Below are 20,776 nucleotides of genomic sequence, written 5' to 3' on the forward strand. Positions count from 1 at the left end.
GGGATTTTCGTATGAATATGACGCAGCTGTTTGAAAAGAAAAAGCAAGGCGAAGAGCTTACGCAAGCTGAAATAAACTACTTTGTAGAAGGCTACACAACAGGTTCTATTCCTGATTATCAAGCGAGTTCCCTACTAATGGCCATTCGTTTAATTGGCATGACGGATGAAGAAACATTTTATTTAACAAAGGCCATGATTGACTCAGGTGATGTGATCGATCTAACATCCATTGACGGCTTTAAAATTGATAAGCACTCCACAGGCGGTGTGGGTGATAAAGTAACGCTTATCGTGACACCAATTATTGCTTCACTAGGTATTCCTGTAGCGAAGTTTAGTGGCAAAGGCTTAGGTATTACTGGCGGTACAATCGATAAATTAGAAGCTATTCGAGGCTTTAAAACGGAGCTTTCGTCACAGGAGTTTATCGATAATGTCAATAAACATAAAATTGCGGTTGCAGGTCAAACAGGTAATCTTGTACCTGCCGACAAAAAACTCTATGCATTACGAGATGTGACTGGTACTGTCGATTCAATTCCTTTAATAGCCGCATCGATTATGAGCAAAAAAATTGCAAGTGGTGCAGATGGTATCGTGCTAGATGTGAAATGTGGCTCAGGTGCGTTTATGAAGACGGAAGAAGAAGCGAAGAAATTAGCAGATGCGATGACAGCAATTGGCGAAAAGCTAGGGCGTAAAGTAGTCGCGCACATTAGTGATATGGATAATCCGTTAGGGAAAATGATTGGTAATAAGCTTGAAGTAGTGGAGGCACATTCATTGCTTAGTGGTCGCATGGGCGAAACACACACAGATTTACTTGAGGAATGCATCATTATTTCTTCTCTCATGTATCAAGTGGCAGCTGGAGAGGATGAAGCGGCGGCAACTGCTGCTGTCAAGCGCGTGTTAGAGGATGGCTCTGCTGTGGCAAAATTTGAGGAATTTATCGTGGCACAGGGCGGTGATTTAGCAGATATCATTCAAAATGACACAGCCAATAAGGTGGCTGTGAAAGCCACTACTAACGGCGTTGTAGAAACGATTAATGCTTTATTAATCGGTGAGGCAAGTGTTGCACTAGGCGCAGGGCGTTTAACGAAGGAATCTACACTCGATTATGATGCAGGCATTCAACTTGTGGCAAAAAAAGGCGATGCTGTGAAGTCAGGCGAAACCCTTGCTTATTTATATTCAAATCGTGAAATTGATGAAGAAACAATCAATAAAGTACAGAAAGCCTATTCAATTGCATAACTAATATTGAACGAGAACTCTTCTTAACTTAGAAGGGTTCTCTTTTTTTGTGATTTGACGGTATTCGCTTTTGCTCCGCGAGTTCGCGGGTAAAAGGCACTCTTCGCGGGAATTTACCCTAATTTCGCGGGTAAACAGTCTCCCTCTACAGGTATTTCACAGTTCTTTAAAAGTCTTCTTTCCTTCATTAATATCAATCCTTGAACGCAATGAAAACAAACCTCAAGACCAGTGTGCACGCAAAATGTGTGACCTACGTTTAAAAAAAATTCATTTATCCCATACTGCACATAACCTAAAAAGCCATAAGTATGTCGATTTGACACTATTTCGGAAGACTTTGCACTAGTTCTGTCAGTTGCAAGGATTCACAGCATAGAACGGAGAATTGCACGAGGAGGAGGCGATGTTCATGCATTTTCAATTTGAAATGGTAACAAGAGAGACAGTAGTTATACGTTTATATGGGGAGCTCGATCATCATGCAGTAGAACAAATTCGAGCAAAAATTTCATCAGCGATTTTTCAAGGTGCGGTATCGACTATCATTTGGAACTTAGAAGGACTGTCCTTTATGGATAGTTCGGGAGTCGGCTTAGTGCTGGGGCGAATGCGTGAGTTAGAGGCTGTCGCAGGACGAACGATTTTATTGAATCCATCGCCGACAATGCGAAAAGTATTCCAGTTTTCAGGCTTAGGTCCGTGGATGATGGATGCAACCGAAGAAGAGGCGATTGAGCGAGTAAGGGGGATTGTAAATGGATAACGAAATGACATTAACTTTTTTAGCAATTAGTGAGAATGAAGGCTTGGCACGTGTTGCTGTGACAGGCTTTATCGCACAATTAGATCCAACGATTGATGAGCTATCGGAATTTAAAACGGTTGTCTCGGAGGCTGTTTCTAATGCCATTATTCATGGTTATGAAGAGGATGGTAAGGGTGTTGTTACAGTTCATGCAAAACGTGAGGACGATATTGTAACCGTGTCTGTTATGGATAACGGAATGGGTATAGAGGATGTGAGTCGTGCGATGGAACCGTTGTTTACAACGAAAAGCGCGATGGAGCGTTCGGGTATGGGCTTTACAATTATGGATAGTTTTTCTGATCAGTTGACAGTTATGTCTAAGTGGCAAGAAGGTACAACTGTAACGTTTACGAAGAAATTTTACTCGGTTCGTACAGCGGTCATGTGAGGATGCGAACATGAAGCCACTAGAACAGTCGTCCGATAAGCTATTGTCACAGGAAGAAATGCGTGAATTAATTGCGCTTTCACAGCAGGGCGATCATGAGGCTCGTAAACGAATGATTGAAGGGAATACGAGGCTTGTGTGGTCCATCGTCCAACGCTTTACAACAAGGGGCGTAGAGCTCGAGGATTTATTTCAAATTGGCTGCATTGGGCTCATGAAGTCGGTAGATAAATTCGATTTAACGTATGATGTGAAGTTTTCAACATATGCGGTACCGATGATTATCGGAGAAATTCAGCGTTTTCTAAGGGATGATGGCATGGTGAAGGTTAGCCGTTCCATACGGGAGCTCAACTTTAAAATTCGCCATGCAACCGATGAGTTTATCAAGAACAATGAACATCCGCCGACTATTCAGGAATTAGCACAGGTACTAGGTGTCACGGCTGAAGAAATTGTGACAGCTTCTGATGCCCTAAGGGATCCCGCTTCCTTACATGAGCAATTGTATGAGAGTGAAGGGGATTCCATCACCTTAATGGACCAAATGAAGGATGAAAAATCCGAGCAGCCGTTTGACTATATACCGTTAAAAGAAGTGCTCACACGACTTGATCCAAGAGAGCAATCCATTATTTATTTACGTTATTTTTCTGATTGCACGCAAACAGAAATTGCAAATCGGCTAGGTATTTCGCAAGTGCAAGTATCACGTTTAGAGAAAAAGATACTGGCACAATTAAAGAGCTGGATGGCCACAAGTGCCACAGTCGAGGAGTACGTAGTTAAAAAAGACATCTAAGAAAATGGTGACAGCATGACAAATAAACTATTTAGCAGCTTAGAAGAAGCCGAAGATTTTCTTAAAGAGCAATTTGGAGACGGCGAATCATTTGACGTAGGCATCAAACATTTATTTGTCAAAGATTTGCCGGTCCTTTGTGCCTATATAAGTGGACTGGTGGATGGAGAAGCGTTAACGCAATTACTTTCAAGTATGTTGCCTGATGAAGAGGTAGACATAGAAGATGAGAAGGAATATTTTGAAGCCTACTTCAATTTTCATGGCCGTTCTGAGGAAACAGAGCGCAAAGCCTATTTGTTGGCCATTTTAAGTGGGCAAGTAACATTTATAACGAAAAGTGGTTTCTGTTATGTTGCAGAACTTCGAAATTATCCAGGGCGTTCACCAGAAGAACCTGATAATGAAAAGGTTATCCGTGGTTCAAGGGATGGCTTTATTGAAGGGATTTCACAAAATACGGCTTTAATTCGTCGGCGAATTCGCAATAGTAATTTACGTTTCGAGCTACATAAAATATCCAAAATCGGCCAAACGGATGTCGCACTGGCGTTTATGAAGGATATTGCGAATGATGAAATACTCGAAAAGTTACGACAGCGTCTCGGACAAATTAATCATGATGGCCTCACAATGGCTGATAAATCACTAGAAGAGTGGCTATTTAAGCAAAAGTTCCACCCAGTTCCATTCGTACGTTATACAGAACGTCCTGACATTGCAGCAGCGCATTTACTTGAAGGGCATGTTGCTATTTTGGTGGATACCTCACCATCTGTTATTTTAGTCCCGACAACGGTTTTTCATTTACTACAGCATGCTGAGGAGTACAGGCAGGCACCTGCTGTAGGGACATTTATCCGATTTATGCGCTATTTCGGTACGATAATGGGTTTACTATTATTGCCTTTGTGGTATTTATTTGTAACAAATGAATCATTATTACCTGAATCACTTTCATTTTTAGGTGCTGAAGAAAAATCTCATGTGCCGATTTTACTGCAAGTGCTTATTGCAGATATTGGGATTGAATATTTGAGGATGGCCGCCATTCACACCCCGTCTCCTTTATCCACTGCGATGGGTTTAGTTGCGGGTGTAGCTATTGGTCAAATTGCGATTGATGTTGGCCTATTTTCATCAGAAGTTGTGTTATATACGGCTGTATCGGCCATTCTTACGTTTATTATTCCGTCCTATGAGTTAAGTATTTCTATCAAGCTTTTGCGGTTAGTGTTGTTAATTATGACAGGTATTTGGGGTGCAGATGGTCTATTTATTGGATTTTTTATTTTATTTACGTATTTATGTTCACTGCGTCCATTACAAGCGCCATATTTATGGCCACTTATCCCGTTCTTCCCAAATGCGATGCTTCGTGTCCTTGTCCGTTTCCCAATGACAGCCGATGCACTACGACCTTATATCGTCGCTTCCAAACAGCGAAAAAGGTCATAGGAGCCGTTGCACTCGTTTTTTTCATATGATAAAGTTCTCATATAGTATTTTGTGATTTTTGCAAAAATTATCTTTATTCAATAGATGTTTTTGCGTGCGAAGGCAAAGTCTCAGCATATATTATAAATTGTGCTAGCATAATTCATAATTTAGACGCAATGACGCCGGACCGCATTGATCACAGGATGGAACGATGTGAAAAGGGAGAGATGCACATGCATTTATATGGAACACAAGCGATTTCTGAAGATGGTCATTTAACAATCGGACAGGTAGACACACTAGAGCTTGCGAAAGAATACGGTACACCATTATTTGTGTACGATACGGCGCTTATTCGTAAACGTGCCCGCTGCTTTATAGATACGTTTAAAAAACTAGGTGTAAAAGCAGAAGTAGCTTATGCTTCAAAAGCATTTGCATGTGTGGCTGTGTATCAATTAGCGGCAGAGGAAAATCTATCATTGGATGTTGTCTCAGGTGGAGAATTATTTACAGCGTTAAAAGCTGGATTCCCAGCTGAGCGCATTCATTTCCATGGTAATAATAAAAGCATTGAAGAATTAGAGCTAGCTTTTAACTCGAAAATTGGTTGTATCGTCGTGGATAACTTCTACGAAATCCAGCTTTTAAAAGAAATTTCAGAGCGCCGTCAGCAAAAAATGCGCATTTTATTGCGTGTTACACCAGGTGTTGAGGCACATACTCATGATTTCATTACGACAGGACAGGCGGATTCTAAATTTGGCTTTGACTTAAATAATGGTCAGGCAGATGAAGCATTCCAGCAAACATTTAATCATGAATACTTAGAGCTTCTGGGCTTGCACTGCCATATTGGCTCTCAAATTTTCGATACAGCTGGCTTTGGCTTAGCAGGTGAAAAATTAATCAATAAAATTTCTGATTGGCACAAGGCTCACGATTTTACTTGTACTGTGTTAAACTTAGGTGGGGGCTTTGGTATTCGTTACACAGAGGAAGATGCACCGCTTGAGCCACAAGTATATGTAGAGGATATGATTACAGTTGTAAAAAACAAAGCAACTGTACTTGGTCTAACTATGCCTGAAATTTGGATTGAGCCAGGTCGTTCACTTGTTGGCGACGCAGGGACATCACTTTATACAATCGGTTCACAAAAAACAGTACCAGATGTGCGCAAGTATATTGCGGTCGATGGCGGGATGAGTGACAATATTCGTCCAGCGCTATATGATGCAAAGTACGAGGCAGTTATTGCCAGTAAAGCACATGAACCGAAAAGTGAGACGTACACAGTTGCTGGGAAGCTATGTGAATCAGGCGATAAATTAATCATCGATGCAAAACTTCAAGATGCAGCTTCTGGCGATGTACTAGCAATCTTCTGTACAGGCGCGTATGGATACTCAATGGCGAGTAACTACAATCGTGTTCCACGTCCAGCGGTGGTATTTGCTGAAAATGGCAAGCACCAATTAGCGATTAAACGTGAAAGTTATGAAGATATTGTACAAAACGACCTCCCGCTAACGTTAAAAAAGGGTGAGTAGAATTTGAGAAAAAATAAATGGGTATTACTTGCGTCCATTTCAACTTTTATTTTGTTGTGGGGCGTTGTTTATTGGGTGTTAGCTTCAAAAGGTATTCTCGGACCTGGTTCGTAAGACAGAAATTGACTTGCGGTAAAAGTACAAATCGTGTAGGATAGTCAAAGATTATGTACAGCTAGAAAAAGAGGGAATAGACAAATATGTTAATTCGATATAAAAAAGCTTTCGAGAAAATAGCGATGGGGCTACTCTCGTTTATGCCTAACGAAAAAGACATAAAAAAGCTCACTGAGACAATCCAATCTTATGAAAATAATGATAATTGGGTGTTATATTTATGGAAAAAAAATGAAGAATATGTGGGGATCGTTGGTCTTGTAACAGACAATGATACAGCAACAGTTCAACATGTTTCCGTAATCCCTTCTTACAGAGGAGAGGGCGTAGCGAAGGAAATGCTACAAGAAGTGGCAGAACTTGGCCAATACGCAAATGTGCGCGCAACTGATGAAACACGTGAATTTGTTCAAAAATGTATACAATGTAATGATGAAAAAGCAGACGAGTGTTAACGTCTGCTCAGATTGACGACAAAAGGTATTCGGGAATGATCACATTCCGAATACCTTTTGAAATTTTTATCAGAAATATTCGTTACAAATAACCCCTATTAACAAGAGTAGTATGCTACAGCAAGCATGTCCAATTAGCTAACTTCTTCCAACTCATGGCAGCTAAAGTAAGCATCGCCTGAATGGACAATTTTGTAAATCCTTCGAAAGGTTGTCCAACGTACTCACCTTAATTTCTTTCATTTCTTCTTTTTCAATCGGCTCTGGTGAAAAAGGTTTCTTTCCATGGTCCACTCGGTCTTGATTCAGCTCTTCTTGACGTTTTGCCTCATATGTACGCGTTTCCTTACGCACGATTTTCTTTTCAAATTGACGCTTGTTCGCACGCGCTTTCACATGTGTCGAATCAATAAAGACATGGTCAGCGCTCAATAATCCTTAATCAGCAATTTCTTTTAAGATGCGATAGAAAATCTAGCTGAGTCTTGAAAGCGACGTTCATAATTTTTACCGATAGACGTACACTAGTTGATTGAATCGCATACGTTGAAGGCCACGCAGGAGCGAAGCGACGAGGAGACTGAAGCCGTGCCCGCGAAAAGCGTCCGCCGTAGCGGAAAGCAACAGCTTCATAAAGACACTTCTATTTTAAAAGAAAAAAGACTGTAAACATTAGGTATTTTCGAGATCTGAGATGCTACTAATGGATATAAAATAGTAAAATCAATAGCAGTTGTTCGTCCTCCTATCCATCATCTCAATCATTTATAGAGGGTCACTTGTAGTTGGAGCGCAGGCGGCGACTTCTGCGGGAATCGCATGCGCTGAAGGCCCCGCAGGAGCGTAGCGACGAGGAGACTGAAGCCGTTGCCCGCGAAAAGCGTCCGCCGTAGCGGAAAGCAACTGCTTCATATAGATACTTGTATTTGAAAACAAAAAAATGTAGACAAACTACTCAAAAAATTGAGTTTGTCTACAGTCTGAGCAGACGAGCATTAACGTCTGCTTTTTCTTTGTTTACTTTCTTGTCGCTCAGCAAGAATATGTGAGCGATCACGTAGCATATGTTTATGAAGAAGATAGTCGTGATTATTTGACGGTAAAAGTTGTATACGTACAACGGTTAGTTCTTGCAATGTTGGGCTGATCGGTAGTTGAAAAGCTTGAAAGGACTTGCCCTTTTGAATAGTAGCGATTGTTTCCTTTAGTAGTGTGAGAAGCTTTTCATAGTCAATTTCAGTAACAAAAATATGACCAACATTGTCCTGAAGATTATGCAATGATTTTTGCAGGATTCGAACTGCGCCAGTAAAGTTGCCACGTCGCCAATGATAGAGACCAGTTGCGAGCTGTACATAACCAACAAGTGGATGGTTTTTATCACCTGGAGCAATGTCTTTCCAATACTCCTCTAACACTTCGTGGCATTCGAAATAATCCCCATTGCCATTGAAATAGGCACAGTAATCGATAAATAAAGTATGATGCTGTGGATGCATTTTGAACTCCTTTCCACTATACTAAAACGTGAACTTAACTTTATGCAGTTGGTTTTTAGGCACGTATTGCATAAAATTGAAGCTTCCAACTGATGTCGTAGTTGTTTTTGCTCCGCAAGGACGACAACTAAATGGAGGCGTAATTGAAAGAATGTCAGGGTGGTAAACAATGTCTTATGAAGTAAAATTAGAAGCCTTTTCAGGGCCTCTTGATTTATTATTGCATTTAATTCACAGATTGGAAATTGATATCTATGATATTCCAATGGCTGAAATTACACAACAATATATCGACCATATACATGCTATGCAGGTACTAGAGTTAAATGAGGCGAGTGAGTACTTAGTGATGGCCGCAACGCTGTTGGCCATTAAAAGCCGTATGTTATTACCGATTCATGAAGGAGAGCTAGAGGATGCCGATTTAGAAGTTGACGGACCTGACCCTCGTGAAGAACTTGTACAACGATTAATAGAATATAAGAAATACAAAGAGGCGGCAAGTAACTTGCAAGAGCTTGAGTCCGATCGGGCACAGGTGTTTACGCGACCACCAGCAGACTTATCTGGATTAGCTTCAGATGAGCAAATGGCGTTATTTGATTTGAACGTCAATATTTATGATATGCTCGGGGCTTTTCAAAAGCTGATGCGCAGAAAAAAATTAAAAAAGCCACTAAAGACGACTGTTGCTAGGCAAGAGCGTTCAGTGAGGGATCAAATGCGTTCTGTTGTTCATTCATTACGTTCGACAGGTGGACGTGCGTCATTTTTCGAGCTTTTCCCTTATGAAGATAAGCCAACGCTTATTTTGACGTTTTTATCCTTACTAGAGCTGATGAAACGCCAAGTGGTCATCGTACAGCAGGACGGTAATTTTGAAGAACTAATGGTCACATTACAGAAGGAGGAATGGGATGATGAAGAAAACAATGATACTACAAAGTAGAATAGAAGCTTTATTATTTGTCGTTGGAGATGATGGCTTAACTATAAAGCAATTAGCGCAACTATTGAGTGAGGCAGAAGAATTTGTTGCACAAACAATGGAATCACTGCGTACAACATACGACGAAGATTCGGCTAGAGGCATTACCATAAAAGAAATTGCAGGGGTGTATCAGTTAACGACAAAGCATGAGCTAGCTGATACAATTCAAAGATTAGTAGAGAATCCAACAGCGCAATCATTATCCCAGGCCTCACTCGAGGTATTGGCTATTGTGGCATATAAGCAACCAATCCCACGCGTTGCTATTGAGGATTTACGCGGCGTGAAATGTGAGCGACCATTGCAAACACTGGCCTCAAGAGGGCTTGTCAAAGAGGTCGGCCGTTCAGAAGGAACAGGACGTGCCATTTTATATGGCACAACAAAAGAGTTCTTAAACTACTTTGGTTTAAATAGTATTGAAGAAATGCCTCCTTTACCTGAGGAGGAACAAGGTGAAACAGAGCAAGAAACCGATTTATTTATGACAAAATTCCAAGAAACATTTAGTGGCGTAAAGTAACGTTAGAAAAAAGGCATAGTGCTCCGTTATCTTCTACAAGCGTTGACCACAAAAATAGTTGTTATGAGGAAATGATCTTTTGTGTGGAGCACCCAAAGCGAGTGTAAGTTCTTTGACTTTCATACGAAATTCTATACGACCTCAGGTAGATGTGCTTTGATTTAAACTGAAAATAAGAACCAATAATTTCAAATCATTTAATAAGGAGTGGCTCGTTGCTTCGGTTAGTACGTCTTATGGTGTTGATGTTGTTAGTTGGGTTTTTGATGTTTCCGGCAACCGGTTTGGCAAGAGGTGGTAGCGGACATGTCGTCTTGGATGGTGATACTGGTCGTGTTTTAAAAGGTGTAAATAGTGATGCACGACTGCCAATCGCAAGCTTAACAAAAATTTGGACGGCACTTGTCGCTATTGAAAATAGTGACCTTCAAGATGAGGTGGTAATATCACCGAACGCTGCGATGGCTGAGGGATCATCCATTTACTTGCAGGCAGGTGAAACAGTTACTGTAGAAACACTGTTATATGGTTTAATGTTACGTTCAGGCAATGATGCGGCAACTGCATTAGCTGAGCACGTAGGTGGATCTGTTGAAGGATTTGTACGTTTAATGAACGAACGAGCTCTGATTGCCGGTCTCACAAATACAGTTTTTATGAATCCGTCTGGTTTACATCATGACCAGCATTTATCATCTGCGAGGGATACGGCTGAAATGTTACGGGTTGCACTTCAAAATAAAACCTTTGAAAAGATTGCTTCAACGGTCTTATATCGAGCAAATACAGTAAATGGCATGTTGTGGGAAAATAAACATCGGTTACTACGAGAAGGTTCAGGGGTTGCAACTGAAATAGATGAGAAGGCAGAGCAGCCTGTCAGTTCATTGAAATCTGCAACAGGTTCTGCCTTTGCAGGAAAGACTGGCTTTACAAAGGTAGCAGGACGCACACTCGCAACCGCCTTTCAAAAGGACGGGCAAACCTGTATCGTTGTCACATTAAATGAATCGGATGACTGGAATATACACCGAGGTTTAGCCAATTCAGTGTGGCAAAATTACAACATGGAGACGGTTGTGAAGAAGGGCAAATATAATGTGAACGATAAACTGGCCATTCGTTTAGAGCAACCGATTCGTTTGCAGTTAAACAAAGAGGAAAAAGCGGCAGTAAGGCAAGTGCTACAGGTTTCTAGAAAACGCAAGGAAGCTGTACTTTCCATTTTTATCGGCGAAGAACGTATTTATGCAACTCCTGTAATTGTAGAATCAGCGGATCGTTAAAAGCGATGCGCTGTTTTTTTAATTCCTCTCAAGCGTAATGGCACCCTCATTGAAAATAAATTTGCTCCAAAATGAATAATCTTGAACAGTTACCATAGTGGTGGCTTTTTTGCAGTGAATGCTATTTCGCAGGCCATTCATTTTTTAACGGTGCTTTTCACAATAAAAATTAGCCTATTTACGACAGCAATGTGTTAAAGCATCTTTCGATATAAATGGAAAAACAAGGGGAATATAGATCAACGTCAACTACAAATTAGAGAGAAACCAGTAAATGATAAACAATTTCGAATACTCGTATTACTTGTGTATAATTAGTTTTCCTTTAATAATGAACAAAAGTATGACATAATTTTCACAGATTAACGGGAAAAATAACCTTATGCTTTATATGAATGAAAGTGAAGGTTTTTGGCGGATGCCAAGGTGAATTTAAACTAGAGGTGAAACAATGGAAAGATTACAAAAGGTCATTGCTTATGCAGGTGTTGCATCAAGGCGTAAAGCGGAGCAATTGATAGTAGAAGGTAAAGTAAAGGTCAACGGTGTTGTGGTACGTGAGCTTGGCACAAAGGTGGCTAACTCAGATACAATTGAGGTTGAAGGCGTAAAACTTGAAAAAGAGGATAAAGTATATTATTTACTCTATAAACCACGCGGTACGATTTCAGCTGTGACGGACGATAAAGGACGCAAAACTGTCACAGATTTATTTAAGCATATTCCGCAACGTATTTTTCCAGTAGGACGTCTTGATTATGATACATCTGGGTTATTGCTATTGACAAATGATGGTGAATTTTCCTATATGTTGACACATCCTAAGTTTAAAATTGACAAAACGTACATTGCACGTGTCAAAGGTGTGCCAACAATCGAAGGCTTAAAAAAGCTACAGCGTGGTATTCAGTTAGAGGATGGCAAAACAGCGCCAGCGAAAGTGAGTATGACATCTTTTGACGAGCAAGCGGGTAAGGCAATTTGTGAAATTACTATTCATGAAGGGCGTAACCGCCAAGTACGTCGCATGTTCGAGGCAATCGGTACACCTGTTGTCAAGCTGAAACGTGAGCGCTTTGCCTTTTTAGATCTTTATGCCCTAACACCAGGAGAATACCGTGAATTGTCCAAGCATGAAGTGAAGCAACTACGTGTGTTAGCTGAAACTGGACAGCTCGGCTAAATGAACATTTGATGAAGAAAGTGAACATACCGCTATACGTATAGTGTGTTTTTCACTTTCTTTGTGGTGAAAACGTTCATAAATCATTCATAATAAATAGCTAAGCTAATTTGTATCATTTTGCTATAATAGGTGAGAATAGTACACCTTATTTAATTTCGTCCAGCATCAATGCTGAATAAAATTAAATCCTCGCAGCTGTCACAGATATTTTTTTTGCTAAAAATAGTGGCAGCAGTAATTCTTTAAGACCGAAAGCGAATCGGTAGGTACGTAATTTATAATGTGGACGCGTGTTTTTCAGTGTGAAAGCAAGAGCGTCGGCGGAAATTACTCCGAGGGGTAATTAAGAGGGAGGTTATTAACTTGGAGAAAAAGAAGAAACGTCTCGTAACACGAACAGTTATTTTAGTAATTTTAGCGCTAGCGATTGGTTACACAGTATACGGAACGGCAACAAAGGAGAAAGTAGAGTTAGTAGCAGTTGGCTCTGAAGCACCAGACTTCACGTTAGTAGATTTAAACGGTGAAAAACATAAACTGTCTGATTATAGAGGACAGGGGGTATTTTTGAACTTCTGGGGAACTTGGTGTAAGCCTTGTGAAAAGGAGATGCCTGCAATGGACAACCAATACCAAATCTATAAAGATCAAGGTGTACAAACGTTAGCTGTGAACATTGCACAAACAGATTTCGAAGTGCAAAGCTTTGTTGATAAATATGAATTATCATTTCCAGTAGTTATCGACAAAACGAAGAGCGTTATGACTGCGTATAACGTCGGAAATTTACCAGCTACCATTATGATTGATCCAGAAGGTAAGGTAGCAAAAATTATTACAGGTGAAATGTCGGAGGCGAATATCGCTTCTTACATGGAATTAGTAAAGCCAGAATAAGGAGTAAATGACGATGGAAAATATCACTTGTGCTTGTGGTCATAGTAACCCATACGGCACGAAGCTATGTGAAAAATGTGGTCGTCCTTTAACTGAAGAAGAAAAGCAAAATAAAGTGGTCGACATGCGATATGATGGTACCGCTATTCGCTCTAAAACTTACAACAAATCGATTGTTGATAAGATTTGGAATTTCTTCTCAAGTGTAAAAGTTGGGATATCGTTAATTATTATCACATTGATTGCTGCTTCAATCGGAACATTACTACCGCAAGAGTTTTACGTAAATGCCTCGGACGTGAACAAAGAGGCTTATTACGAAGACGTATATGGAATATTCGGTAAAGTTTATTATGCATTAGGGCTTTCTGATTTATATAGCTCTTGGTGGTTCCAAATTTTGGTTGGGATGCTTGGCGTATCCATTATTATTGCCAGTCTAGACCGTGGATTACCACTTTATAAGTCATTAAAAAATCAACGTGTCAAACGCCATGAAAGTTTCATGAAGCGTCAGCGTATTGTTGCAGAGGGACAAGTAACAGCAAGCGCAGCAGACACGCTTGATAAGGTTGAAAAGAAAATGACCGAGATGAAATATAATGTTCGACGAGATGGCAGTGCACTTCTTGCAGAAAAAGGTCGTTTTTCTCGTTACGGTCCGTACATAAACCATGTCGGCCTAATTCTCTTTTTAGGCGGGGTTATGCTACGTTTAGTCCCTGGTTTCTATGTCGATGAATCGATATGGGTTCGTGAAGGTGAAACACGTGCAGTTACTGGCATGGACGGTTATTTTATTGAAAATCGTGATTTTATTTTAGAAACACATGATAATACACCACAAGGTGAACAGCTTAAGCAAGGCGTGAATGTTGTTGCGAAAAACTTCCAAACAGATATTACATTATACAAACAACATGAAAACGCGATTGCTGGCGATACAGAAAATCTTGAAAAAGTAAGAGATTATTCGATTCGTGTCAATCACCCATTAAAAGAAGAAGGGTTTGCTGTCTACCAAATGGACTATCGTCTCAACGAATTGAAGCAAATGAATTTTCAATTAATAAATAAAGCAACTGAGCAATCATTTGGTACTGTAGAAATTGATTTAACCAATCCTAAAAAAGAGTATGATTTAGGAAATGGTGTATCTGTAAAACTACTTCTCTACACACCAGACTTCTCTGGGTTTGAAGATGGTGTACCACAAACGGCAACGTCCGTTCCAAATAATCCGGCATTTTTATTTGATATGACGACACCAGAAACACCAGAGGGCGAAACAAGCTTTGTTGAGATAAAAAATACAATCGAGCCACTTGGTGAAAACCAATACAAAATGAAATTTGTAAGTGTGGAAACACGTGATATGTCTGGATTTACAGTTCGTAAAGACCGCACAATTCCTATTTTATTTGTTGGTGGAATTATTTTCATGATTGGTGTAGCTATTGGGTCTTATTGGAATCACCGACGTCTATGGCTACAAGTAGAACCTGATGGTCGTGTGGTAATGGCTGCGCATGTAAACAAAAATATGTTTAGCATGAAAAAAGATTTAGATGCCGTGACTGCCTTTGCTGGTCTACCGCAATATATAGATCAGTTAGAGAAGACAGAAGAAGGCGAACAGTCCACAGATAGTGGCATTAATGAAAAGGAAGGTGACAACACCTTATGAGTTTGATTGACTTAAGTGGAAATCTATTATTTGTTGCATTTATAGCCTATCTAGTGGCAACATTACTGTTCGGTGGTGCGATTAAACAATCGAATGCGACAGGCAATAACACTGATAAATGGGGCAAGCTCGCGATAGTCGTAACAATACTTGGATTCCTTGCACAGCTTAGCTATTTTATTACACGTTGGATTCATACAGGGCATGCGCCTGTAAGTAATATGTTTGAATTTACGACTGCCTTCGGAATGTTCATCGTGGCAGCATTCATTTTAATATACTTTATTTATCGTATGACGGCTCTTGGTTTGGTGGCATTACCTGTAGCATTGTTAATCATTGCTTACGCAGCGATGTTCCCGAATGAAGTTAGTCCACTAGTACCGTCATTGCAAAGTCACTGGTTAACAATTCACGTAATTACTGCCGCTTTAGGACAATCGATACTAGCAATCAGTGCGGTGGCAGGGCTTATATATTTATTAAAAGTGGTTGATGTGAAAAAACCTTCAAAGCAACGCTTCTGGCTTGAAGCGGTCATGTTTGGCATCATCGTTGTTGTTGGCTTTGTGCTTGTCACAACGATATTTAGTGCTATGGATTATGAATCAACGTACACTTATGTAGATAAAGAAGGTAAGGATCGTCAAATTACCTACAATATGCCACCAATTTTTGGCATGAATGAATTTAAGGCAGTAGAAGAACACGGTATGTCGCCATTCGTGGAAATGCATGGCATTATCAATGCAAAAAAATTAACAACGGTTGTTTGGTCATTGTTAGTAGGTTTAATTCTATACTTATTGATTCGCTTAATTGCACGTCGTCGAATTAGTGCAATATTCCAACCGCTTGTCAAACGAGTAAACTTACAACTACTAGATGAAATCGGTTACCGCTCGGTATTAATTGGTTTCCCAGTCTTCACATTAGGTGCATTAATCTTTGCGATGATTTGGGCGCAAATTGCGTGGAGTCGCTTCTGGGGTTGGGACCCAAAAGAAGTGTGGGCGCTTATTACATGGCTATTCTATGCAGCATTCCTACACCTACGCCTATCAAAAGGCTGGGAAGGTGAAAGATCTGCCTGGTTAGCATTAATTGGTTTCGGTATTATTCTATTTAACCTCATTGCTGTTAACCTAATTCTTGCAGGTTTACACTCCTACGCGTAAACGGGAAACGAAAAGCCTTTTCGCCGCAGCGAAAGGGCTTTCTTTTCTTTTCAAGACGTAAAGTACCATGTACAATAGAGGGTAGAGAAAGATTGGAAGAGAGGGATCGTGACAGTGTCAGAAAATATTTCAGTATTAGTAGTAGACGACGAGGATCGTATTCGCCGCTTATTAAAAATGTATTTAGAGCGTGAAGGATACCAAGTTGACGAAGCAGAGAATGGTGAAGAAGCGATCGAGAAATCTTTAGAGAAAGAGTATCACTGTATTTTACTTGATATTATGATGCCTGAAAAAGACGGGCTTGAAGTGTGTGCAGAAATCCGAGAGCGTGCTGCAACCCCAATTATCTTATTAACTGCCAAGGGCGAGGAAGCGAATCGAGTGCAAGGTTTCGAGCTTGGTGCAGATGATTATATTGTAAAACCATTTAGTCCTCGTGAGGTTGTTCTACGTGTGAAGGCAATTTTACGCCGCTCACAAGCATTCTCACCGACGACGAGTGCATCTACTTCAAAAGATTTAGTTGTATTCCAACACTTAATGATCGATCATGATGCTCACCGTGTAACGGCAGAGGGCATCGAAGTAAACTTAACACCAAAAGAGTATGAACTACTGTATTTCCTAGCAAAATCTCCAGACAAAGTATTTGACCGTGAACAATTACTTAAAGAAGTTTGGCATTATGATTTCTTTGGGGACCTACGTACAGTTGATACACATGTAAAACGTTTACGTGAAAAGCTCAATCGTGTATCAGAAAACGCTGCGAAAATGATTGTCACAGTTTGGGGCGTTGGTTACAAATTTGAGGTTGTCAATGAATAGAATATGGAATAGTGTTGTCGGGAAGCTATGGGTAACCATATTGCTTCTCGTTTCATTTGTATTATTTGTTTTCACGGTTTTAATGCTTGAATTTCTTCAAAACTATCATATGCAGCAAGCAGAGATTTCACTTCGTCAAACTGCTGCAACAGTCGCGAGTATAGTGGATGATAATGAAACAGCTGAAACGACTTCGGAATTATTAACAGATATTTTACCAGATAGCACGAATGCACTCATTGCAATCAATCATGTCGAAGTATCATTTGCTATGCAAGAGGGCGTCAACAAAAAAGAAATTCAAGATACGATATTAGCCAACAAAACTTTCCATGAAATTTTTCAATCAGATGAACCTGTCATTAAGGAAATGATGATGCCATCCTCAACAGACAAAGATAAAATGGAGTCGTATGTCGTGCTCGGCTTCCCTCTAAATGTGGAAAATGAAGTACACGGTGCAGTCTTTATTTATCAAAGTCCGGATGCACTACATAAAACATCGAAAGAGACGACGAAAATTGTCTTTTTAGCGGCATTTATAGCCTTTGTCTTAACGACATTCTTTGCATTTTTCCTATCTTCACGTATTACTTCGCCATTGCGTAAAATGCGTGAATTGGCCTTTGAAATCTCCAAAGGAAACTTCGAAGCGAAAATGCCTACCACACAAAATGACGAAATTGGTCAGCTCGCCGTTGCTTTTAACCAAATGGGCCGCCAGTTGAAACACAATTTAGAGGTCATCAATCAAGAAAATGAACAATTGTCCAATATTCTGACTTCGATGACGGATGCCGTTATTACGTTTAATCGTGATCGTACAATATTACTGAGCAATCCACCTGCTGAGCGTTTAATGCAAAAATGGTTTATCAATAAGGGTTCACAAAGTGCAAAGCCTATTCCACCTGAATTGTATCATATGCTCGATCATGTACTGATGTTTGAAGATAAGCTTGAAGAGGAAATTGAAATGGATGGGAATTATTACACGTTTACGATTAGCCCGCTCTATAGTGGGGAATTGATACGTGGGGCGGTGGCAGTTATTCGTGATATGACAGAGCAGCATCGTCTAGAAAAGCTGCGATCAGATTTTATTGCCAATGTGTCACATGAGTTACGCACGCCGATTGCGATGCTTCAGGGCTACTCTGAAGCCTTAATGGATGATTTTATTCAAGATCAAGAAGAACGCAATGAAATGACAAAGATTATTTACGATGAATCAAAGCGGATGGGACGTCTAGTTACAGACTTATTGGACCTTGCGCGTATGGAATCTGGACATATGGCGCTCTACAAAGATGAGCTACCCATCAACTCGACATTTGAGCGTATAACGCAAAAATTTGCGCAAGTCGCAAAGGAAAAGCATGTTCAACTAATTTTTGATAGTGAATTTAATGATGATGCCATTATTAGCATAGATGAGGACCGCATTGAGCAAGTGTTAACCAATTTAGTTGATAATGCACTGCGTCATACGGATGAGGGATCAGTAACAGTGAAAGTGGAGAAAGAGCCAACCTTTGCCAAAATTTCTGTACAGGATACAGGACATGGTATTCCTCAGGATGACTTACCGTATGTCTTTGAACGTTTCTATAAGGCAGATAAGGCACGTACACGTTCAAAAGGGGGCACAGGCCTTGGGCTCGCTATAGCTAGAAATATTGTCAAGGCACATTCAGGAAATATTATGGTTGATAGTGTATTAAAAGAAGGTACGACTTTTACTTTTTATTTACCATTCGATTAACTTTTCACTGTGGAATGGAAAACAAAGAAACAGCACATAGATTTGTGCGCAACGGCAGCTACTAATAGTTTATTATAGTGAAAAAACAAAATGGCAATATAGAGATAGATGAAGTGTAACTTCTGTGAAAGTTAGACGACAAATACTATAAGAACGGGGGTGGAGTGCTTTGAATGACTCCGTGTTCCATCGACTATACGATGCATACCATCAAGACGTGTTCCAGTTCCTTATTTATTTAGTGAAAAACCGTACACTTGCTGAAGATTTAGCGCATGAGGTGTACGTTCGTGTGTTGCGCTCATATGACAATTTTGCAGGGAATAGTAGTGAGAAAACATGGCTATTTGCTATTGCAAAAAACGTCGCTATCGACCATTTTAGAAAGCAGGCAGTACGGCAAAAACATTCACTTGATTTTTTTGACTGGGAAACGGAACAGCTACATTCAACCACACCATCACCGGAAGAAATGCTACAGGCCAGTGATGAATTTTTGCAGGTAGAGTCAGCACTTGAAAACTGTACGGGCGATCAAAAAATGGTCATTATTATGCGCTTCTTTCAAGACTTATCCATTGCTGAAACAGCGCAAATATTAGATTGGACAGAGGCAAAGGTAAAAACGACCCAGCATCGTGCTATTAAGTTTTTAAGACAACAGTTACAACCGGTTAGTGAACAGGAGGCGAAACGGCAATGACTCATAAACAGTTTGACGATGACCAACTTGACAATGTATTGAACAATGCCCCTAAGCTTTCTGACCACCGTTCGAAAGACGAAGTGTTGAAACGTTTGCTGGCAGATGCACGCTTGCAGGATAATATCCATCTTCAAGAAGCCGTGCAAGAACCAATTGAGACTCAAATAACAACGCAAGGGCCAAATCAACAGCATGAACCTATACAAGTAGCGAGCAATGATTTGCCCATTAAAAAACGTAAAAATAGAAAAATGCCTATATTTATGAGTGTTGCGGCTGTTTTTGTCCTGACTTTAATAGCGGGGTACGTGTTTGTTAACAATAATGAATCGACTAATAATCAGGCAACTCCTGATAGTGCACCGTTCTCTACCATGCAAGCTGACCAAGCTCCAAAAGATGTTGAAAGTAACGACAATGTAATGGATTCCAGTATCGTTGCCGAACATACTCGGATGATGTCACTCCGTACATCCGTTTACGAAGAAGATTTAACAGATGCTGTCGTCTTCCGTATTGGTTTAGCTGGTGGAAAAGCAGCGGAGAGTGTGCCCATGACGTATATTATTCCGAATGAGCGCGTTGCCGCTGATTTTGGCAAGGAAAAGCCAACATCTTTACAAATGTATGAAAAATACGCACCACAAATTGATGAGGAAGCAAACGGCTTTAAAAACTACCATCCTTACAAGGGTGAGTTAAAAGAACAAGGTGATACGCTTGTGCATGTATTACCCGAAAAAAATGATTACGATATCGCTTCTGCATCGGTAAGTAAATATTTAAGGTCTTTGAAGGATACATTCTCAGATTCTGATTATAAGGAAATTGCTTTTGAAAATGCAGATGGCACGGCATATGAGTTCTCGCAAGCTGGTGAATCGAGTGAGCCAATGACATTGACGCAAAAAGAGCATTATAATTATTATTTATATACGGAAACAAACGGAACGCAATATTTAGCGCCAGACTTCCGTAAAACGTATTCAACTGTAACAGAGGCACTCACGGGGATGCGTCAAAAAAACGATGATGTCTATGTGCCAGCAGTACCAGAAAATGTGACTTACACTGTGAAGGAAGAAGCGGATGGTGTCGTCGTAACTTTTGATGCGCCACTTGATCTAACGACACTGGATGCACTTCGTGCGACGCAATTAGTTGAGGCGATGATGCTAACTGCTGCGAGCTTCGATAAAAAATTGCGCTTAGATAATGTTGTACAGGATAGTTGGGAGGGATTTGATTTAACAAAGTACTTACCAATGCCTGTCGGAGCAAATAAACAGTATATGCAGTAATGACTGAACAGCTATCCAAGAATGGGTAGCTGTTTTTTATGCCAAAGGATAAAATATTGAAAACGGTGGGGTGGGAAAACACAAGATGTTAGCCTATC

Annotated in this window: 19 protein-coding genes and 1 pseudogene; 18 read left to right on the top strand and 2 right to left on the bottom strand. The window is 40.2% G+C overall.

What is annotated here, in order from left to right; genetic code table 11:
• Nucleotides 1-11 precede the first annotated feature (11 nt).
• The 7 genes from ACOMCU_RS02570 (at nt 12) to ACOMCU_RS02600 (ending at nt 6,828) form a co-directional block, all read left to right on the top strand.
• The gene (locus ACOMCU_RS02570; protein ID WP_010858644.1) at nt 12-1,262 is read left to right on the top strand and encodes a thymidine phosphorylase; all 1,251 of its coding nucleotides are present in this window, start codon (nt 12-14) and stop codon (nt 1,260-1,262) included.
• A 412-nt stretch (nt 1,263-1,674) separates the two neighbouring features.
• Nucleotides 1,675-2,028 carry an anti-sigma F factor antagonist gene (gene spoIIAA, locus ACOMCU_RS02575; RefSeq protein WP_010858645.1) on the top strand — a complete coding sequence of 118 codons (354 nt, stop codon included), beginning with the start codon at nt 1,675-1,677 and terminating at the stop codon, nt 2,026-2,028.
• Complete coding sequence (gene spoIIAB / locus ACOMCU_RS02580) at nt 2,021-2,461, top strand: anti-sigma F factor (RefSeq protein ID WP_010858646.1); 441 nt, start codon at nt 2,021-2,023, stop codon at nt 2,459-2,461. The genes spoIIAA and spoIIAB overlap by 8 nt, the downstream gene beginning before the upstream one ends.
• A 10-nt stretch (nt 2,462-2,471) precedes the next feature.
• Nucleotides 2,472-3,263, top strand: coding sequence for an RNA polymerase sporulation sigma factor SigF (gene sigF / locus ACOMCU_RS02585; RefSeq protein WP_010858647.1), 792 nt, complete (start codon nt 2,472-2,474; stop codon nt 3,261-3,263).
• 15 nt (nt 3,264-3,278) lie between these two features.
• A complete protein-coding gene (locus ACOMCU_RS02590) occupies nt 3,279-4,721 on the top strand; it encodes a spore germination protein (protein WP_010858648.1) in 1,443 nt (480 codons plus the stop codon).
• A 215-nt stretch (nt 4,722-4,936) separates the two neighbouring features.
• Nucleotides 4,937-6,256 (top strand): diaminopimelate decarboxylase, encoded by a 1,320-nt coding sequence (gene lysA, locus ACOMCU_RS02595; RefSeq protein ID WP_010858649.1) that lies wholly within the window; start codon nt 4,937-4,939, stop codon nt 6,254-6,256.
• Between the two features lie 200 nt (nt 6,257-6,456).
• The gene (locus tag ACOMCU_RS02600; RefSeq protein WP_010858650.1) at nt 6,457-6,828 is read left to right on the top strand and encodes a GNAT family N-acetyltransferase; all 372 of its coding nucleotides are present in this window, start codon (nt 6,457-6,459) and stop codon (nt 6,826-6,828) included.
• 213 nt (nt 6,829-7,041) lie between these two features.
• Here the strand turns inward: ACOMCU_RS02600 and ACOMCU_RS02605 are convergent.
• Both ACOMCU_RS02605 and ACOMCU_RS02610 read right to left on the bottom strand, forming a co-directional pair.
• Nucleotides 7,042-7,343: pseudogene (locus ACOMCU_RS02605) on the bottom strand (IS5/IS1182 family transposase); the annotation flags it as partial.
• A gap of 480 nt (nt 7,344-7,823) precedes the next feature.
• On the bottom strand, nt 7,824-8,327 hold the full coding sequence (locus ACOMCU_RS02610) for a DUF309 domain-containing protein (RefSeq protein ID WP_010858652.1): 504 nt from the start codon (nt 8,325-8,327) through the stop codon (nt 7,824-7,826).
• A gap of 169 nt (nt 8,328-8,496) precedes the next feature.
• Here ACOMCU_RS02610 and ACOMCU_RS02615 point away from each other — a divergent pair, with 169 nt between their 5' ends.
• From ACOMCU_RS02615 to ACOMCU_RS02665, 11 genes are all read left to right on the top strand, one after another.
• Nucleotides 8,497-9,276 carry a segregation/condensation protein A gene (locus ACOMCU_RS02615; protein WP_010858653.1) on the top strand — a complete coding sequence of 260 codons (780 nt, stop codon included), beginning with the start codon at nt 8,497-8,499 and terminating at the stop codon, nt 9,274-9,276.
• Nucleotides 9,248-9,841, top strand: a complete 594-nt coding sequence (scpB, locus tag ACOMCU_RS02620; protein ID WP_010858654.1) for an SMC-Scp complex subunit ScpB — start codon at nt 9,248-9,250, stop codon at nt 9,839-9,841. Before ACOMCU_RS02615 ends, scpB begins: the two co-directional genes overlap by 29 nt.
• A gap of 215 nt (nt 9,842-10,056) precedes the next feature.
• Nucleotides 10,057-11,127 (top strand): D-alanyl-D-alanine carboxypeptidase family protein, encoded by a 1,071-nt coding sequence (locus ACOMCU_RS02625; RefSeq protein ID WP_421049386.1) that lies wholly within the window; start codon nt 10,057-10,059, stop codon nt 11,125-11,127.
• A 451-nt stretch (nt 11,128-11,578) separates the two neighbouring features.
• Entirely contained in the window at nt 11,579-12,310 is a 732-nt protein-coding gene (locus tag ACOMCU_RS02630; RefSeq protein ID WP_010858656.1) for a pseudouridine synthase, read from the top strand.
• Nucleotides 12,311-12,676: 366 nt separating this feature from the next.
• Entirely contained in the window at nt 12,677-13,210 is a 534-nt protein-coding gene (resA, locus tag ACOMCU_RS02635) for a thiol-disulfide oxidoreductase ResA (protein ID WP_010858657.1), read from the top strand.
• 13 nt (nt 13,211-13,223) lie between these two features.
• Nucleotides 13,224-14,897 carry a cytochrome c biogenesis protein ResB gene (gene resB, locus ACOMCU_RS02640; RefSeq protein WP_010858658.1) on the top strand — a complete coding sequence of 558 codons (1,674 nt, stop codon included), beginning with the start codon at nt 13,224-13,226 and terminating at the stop codon, nt 14,895-14,897.
• Nucleotides 14,894-16,075 (top strand): c-type cytochrome biogenesis protein CcsB, encoded by a 1,182-nt coding sequence (gene ccsB / locus ACOMCU_RS02645; protein ID WP_421049387.1) that lies wholly within the window; start codon nt 14,894-14,896, stop codon nt 16,073-16,075. Before resB ends, ccsB begins: the two co-directional genes overlap by 4 nt.
• Nucleotides 16,076-16,189: 114 nt before the next feature.
• Nucleotides 16,190-16,906, top strand: coding sequence for a response regulator transcription factor (locus ACOMCU_RS02650; RefSeq protein ID WP_010858660.1), 717 nt, complete (start codon nt 16,190-16,192; stop codon nt 16,904-16,906).
• Complete coding sequence (locus ACOMCU_RS02655) at nt 16,899-18,671, top strand: ATP-binding protein (RefSeq protein ID WP_421049388.1); 1,773 nt, start codon at nt 16,899-16,901, stop codon at nt 18,669-18,671. Before ACOMCU_RS02650 ends, ACOMCU_RS02655 begins: the two co-directional genes overlap by 8 nt.
• Nucleotides 18,672-18,840: 169 nt before the next feature.
• Nucleotides 18,841-19,374 (top strand): RNA polymerase sigma factor SigX, encoded by a 534-nt coding sequence (sigX, locus tag ACOMCU_RS02660; protein WP_219361062.1) that lies wholly within the window; start codon nt 18,841-18,843, stop codon nt 19,372-19,374.
• Nucleotides 19,371-20,678, top strand: coding sequence for an RNA polymerase subunit sigma (locus ACOMCU_RS02665; protein ID WP_421049389.1), 1,308 nt, complete (start codon nt 19,371-19,373; stop codon nt 20,676-20,678). Before sigX ends, ACOMCU_RS02665 begins: the two co-directional genes overlap by 4 nt.
• Nucleotides 20,679-20,776 lie beyond the last annotated feature (98 nt).

Origin of the sequence: Lysinibacillus sp. UGB7 (genome assembly GCF_049058285.1) — a bacterium.
Lineage (GTDB): Bacteria > Bacillota > Bacilli > Bacillales_A > Planococcaceae > Lysinibacillus > Lysinibacillus sphaericus_B.

What these genes read in the sequence shown, in the direction of transcription:
- ACOMCU_RS02590 (WP_010858648.1), top strand. Translation starts at nt 3,279, where the DNA reads ATGACAAATAAACTATTTAGCAGCTTAGAAGAAGCCGAAGATTTTCTT.
- ACOMCU_RS02630 (WP_010858656.1), top strand. Translation starts at nt 11,579, where the DNA reads ATGGAAAGATTACAAAAGGTCATTGCTTATGCAGGTGTTGCATCAAGG.
- ACOMCU_RS02570 (WP_010858644.1), top strand. Translation starts at nt 12, where the DNA reads ATGAATATGACGCAGCTGTTTGAAAAGAAAAAGCAAGGCGAAGAGCTT.
- scpB (WP_010858654.1), top strand. Translation starts at nt 9,248, where the DNA reads ATGAAGAAAACAATGATACTACAAAGTAGAATAGAAGCTTTATTATTT.
- ACOMCU_RS02655 (WP_421049388.1), top strand. Translation starts at nt 16,899, where the DNA reads ATGAATAGAATATGGAATAGTGTTGTCGGGAAGCTATGGGTAACCATA.
- ACOMCU_RS02610 (WP_010858652.1), bottom strand. Translation starts at nt 8,327, where the DNA reads ATGCATCCACAGCATCATACTTTATTTATCGATTACTGTGCCTATTTC.
- ACOMCU_RS02600 (WP_010858650.1), top strand. Translation starts at nt 6,457, where the DNA reads ATGTTAATTCGATATAAAAAAGCTTTCGAGAAAATAGCGATGGGGCTA.
- resB (WP_010858658.1), top strand. Translation starts at nt 13,224, where the DNA reads ATGGAAAATATCACTTGTGCTTGTGGTCATAGTAACCCATACGGCACG.
- spoIIAB (WP_010858646.1), top strand. Translation starts at nt 2,021, where the DNA reads ATGGATAACGAAATGACATTAACTTTTTTAGCAATTAGTGAGAATGAA.
- spoIIAA (WP_010858645.1), top strand. Translation starts at nt 1,675, where the DNA reads ATGCATTTTCAATTTGAAATGGTAACAAGAGAGACAGTAGTTATACGT.
- ACOMCU_RS02665 (WP_421049389.1), top strand. Translation starts at nt 19,371, where the DNA reads ATGACTCATAAACAGTTTGACGATGACCAACTTGACAATGTATTGAAC.
- ccsB (WP_421049387.1), top strand. Translation starts at nt 14,894, where the DNA reads ATGAGTTTGATTGACTTAAGTGGAAATCTATTATTTGTTGCATTTATA.
- lysA (WP_010858649.1), top strand. Translation starts at nt 4,937, where the DNA reads ATGCATTTATATGGAACACAAGCGATTTCTGAAGATGGTCATTTAACA.
- ACOMCU_RS02615 (WP_010858653.1), top strand. Translation starts at nt 8,497, where the DNA reads ATGTCTTATGAAGTAAAATTAGAAGCCTTTTCAGGGCCTCTTGATTTA.
- sigF (WP_010858647.1), top strand. Translation starts at nt 2,472, where the DNA reads ATGAAGCCACTAGAACAGTCGTCCGATAAGCTATTGTCACAGGAAGAA.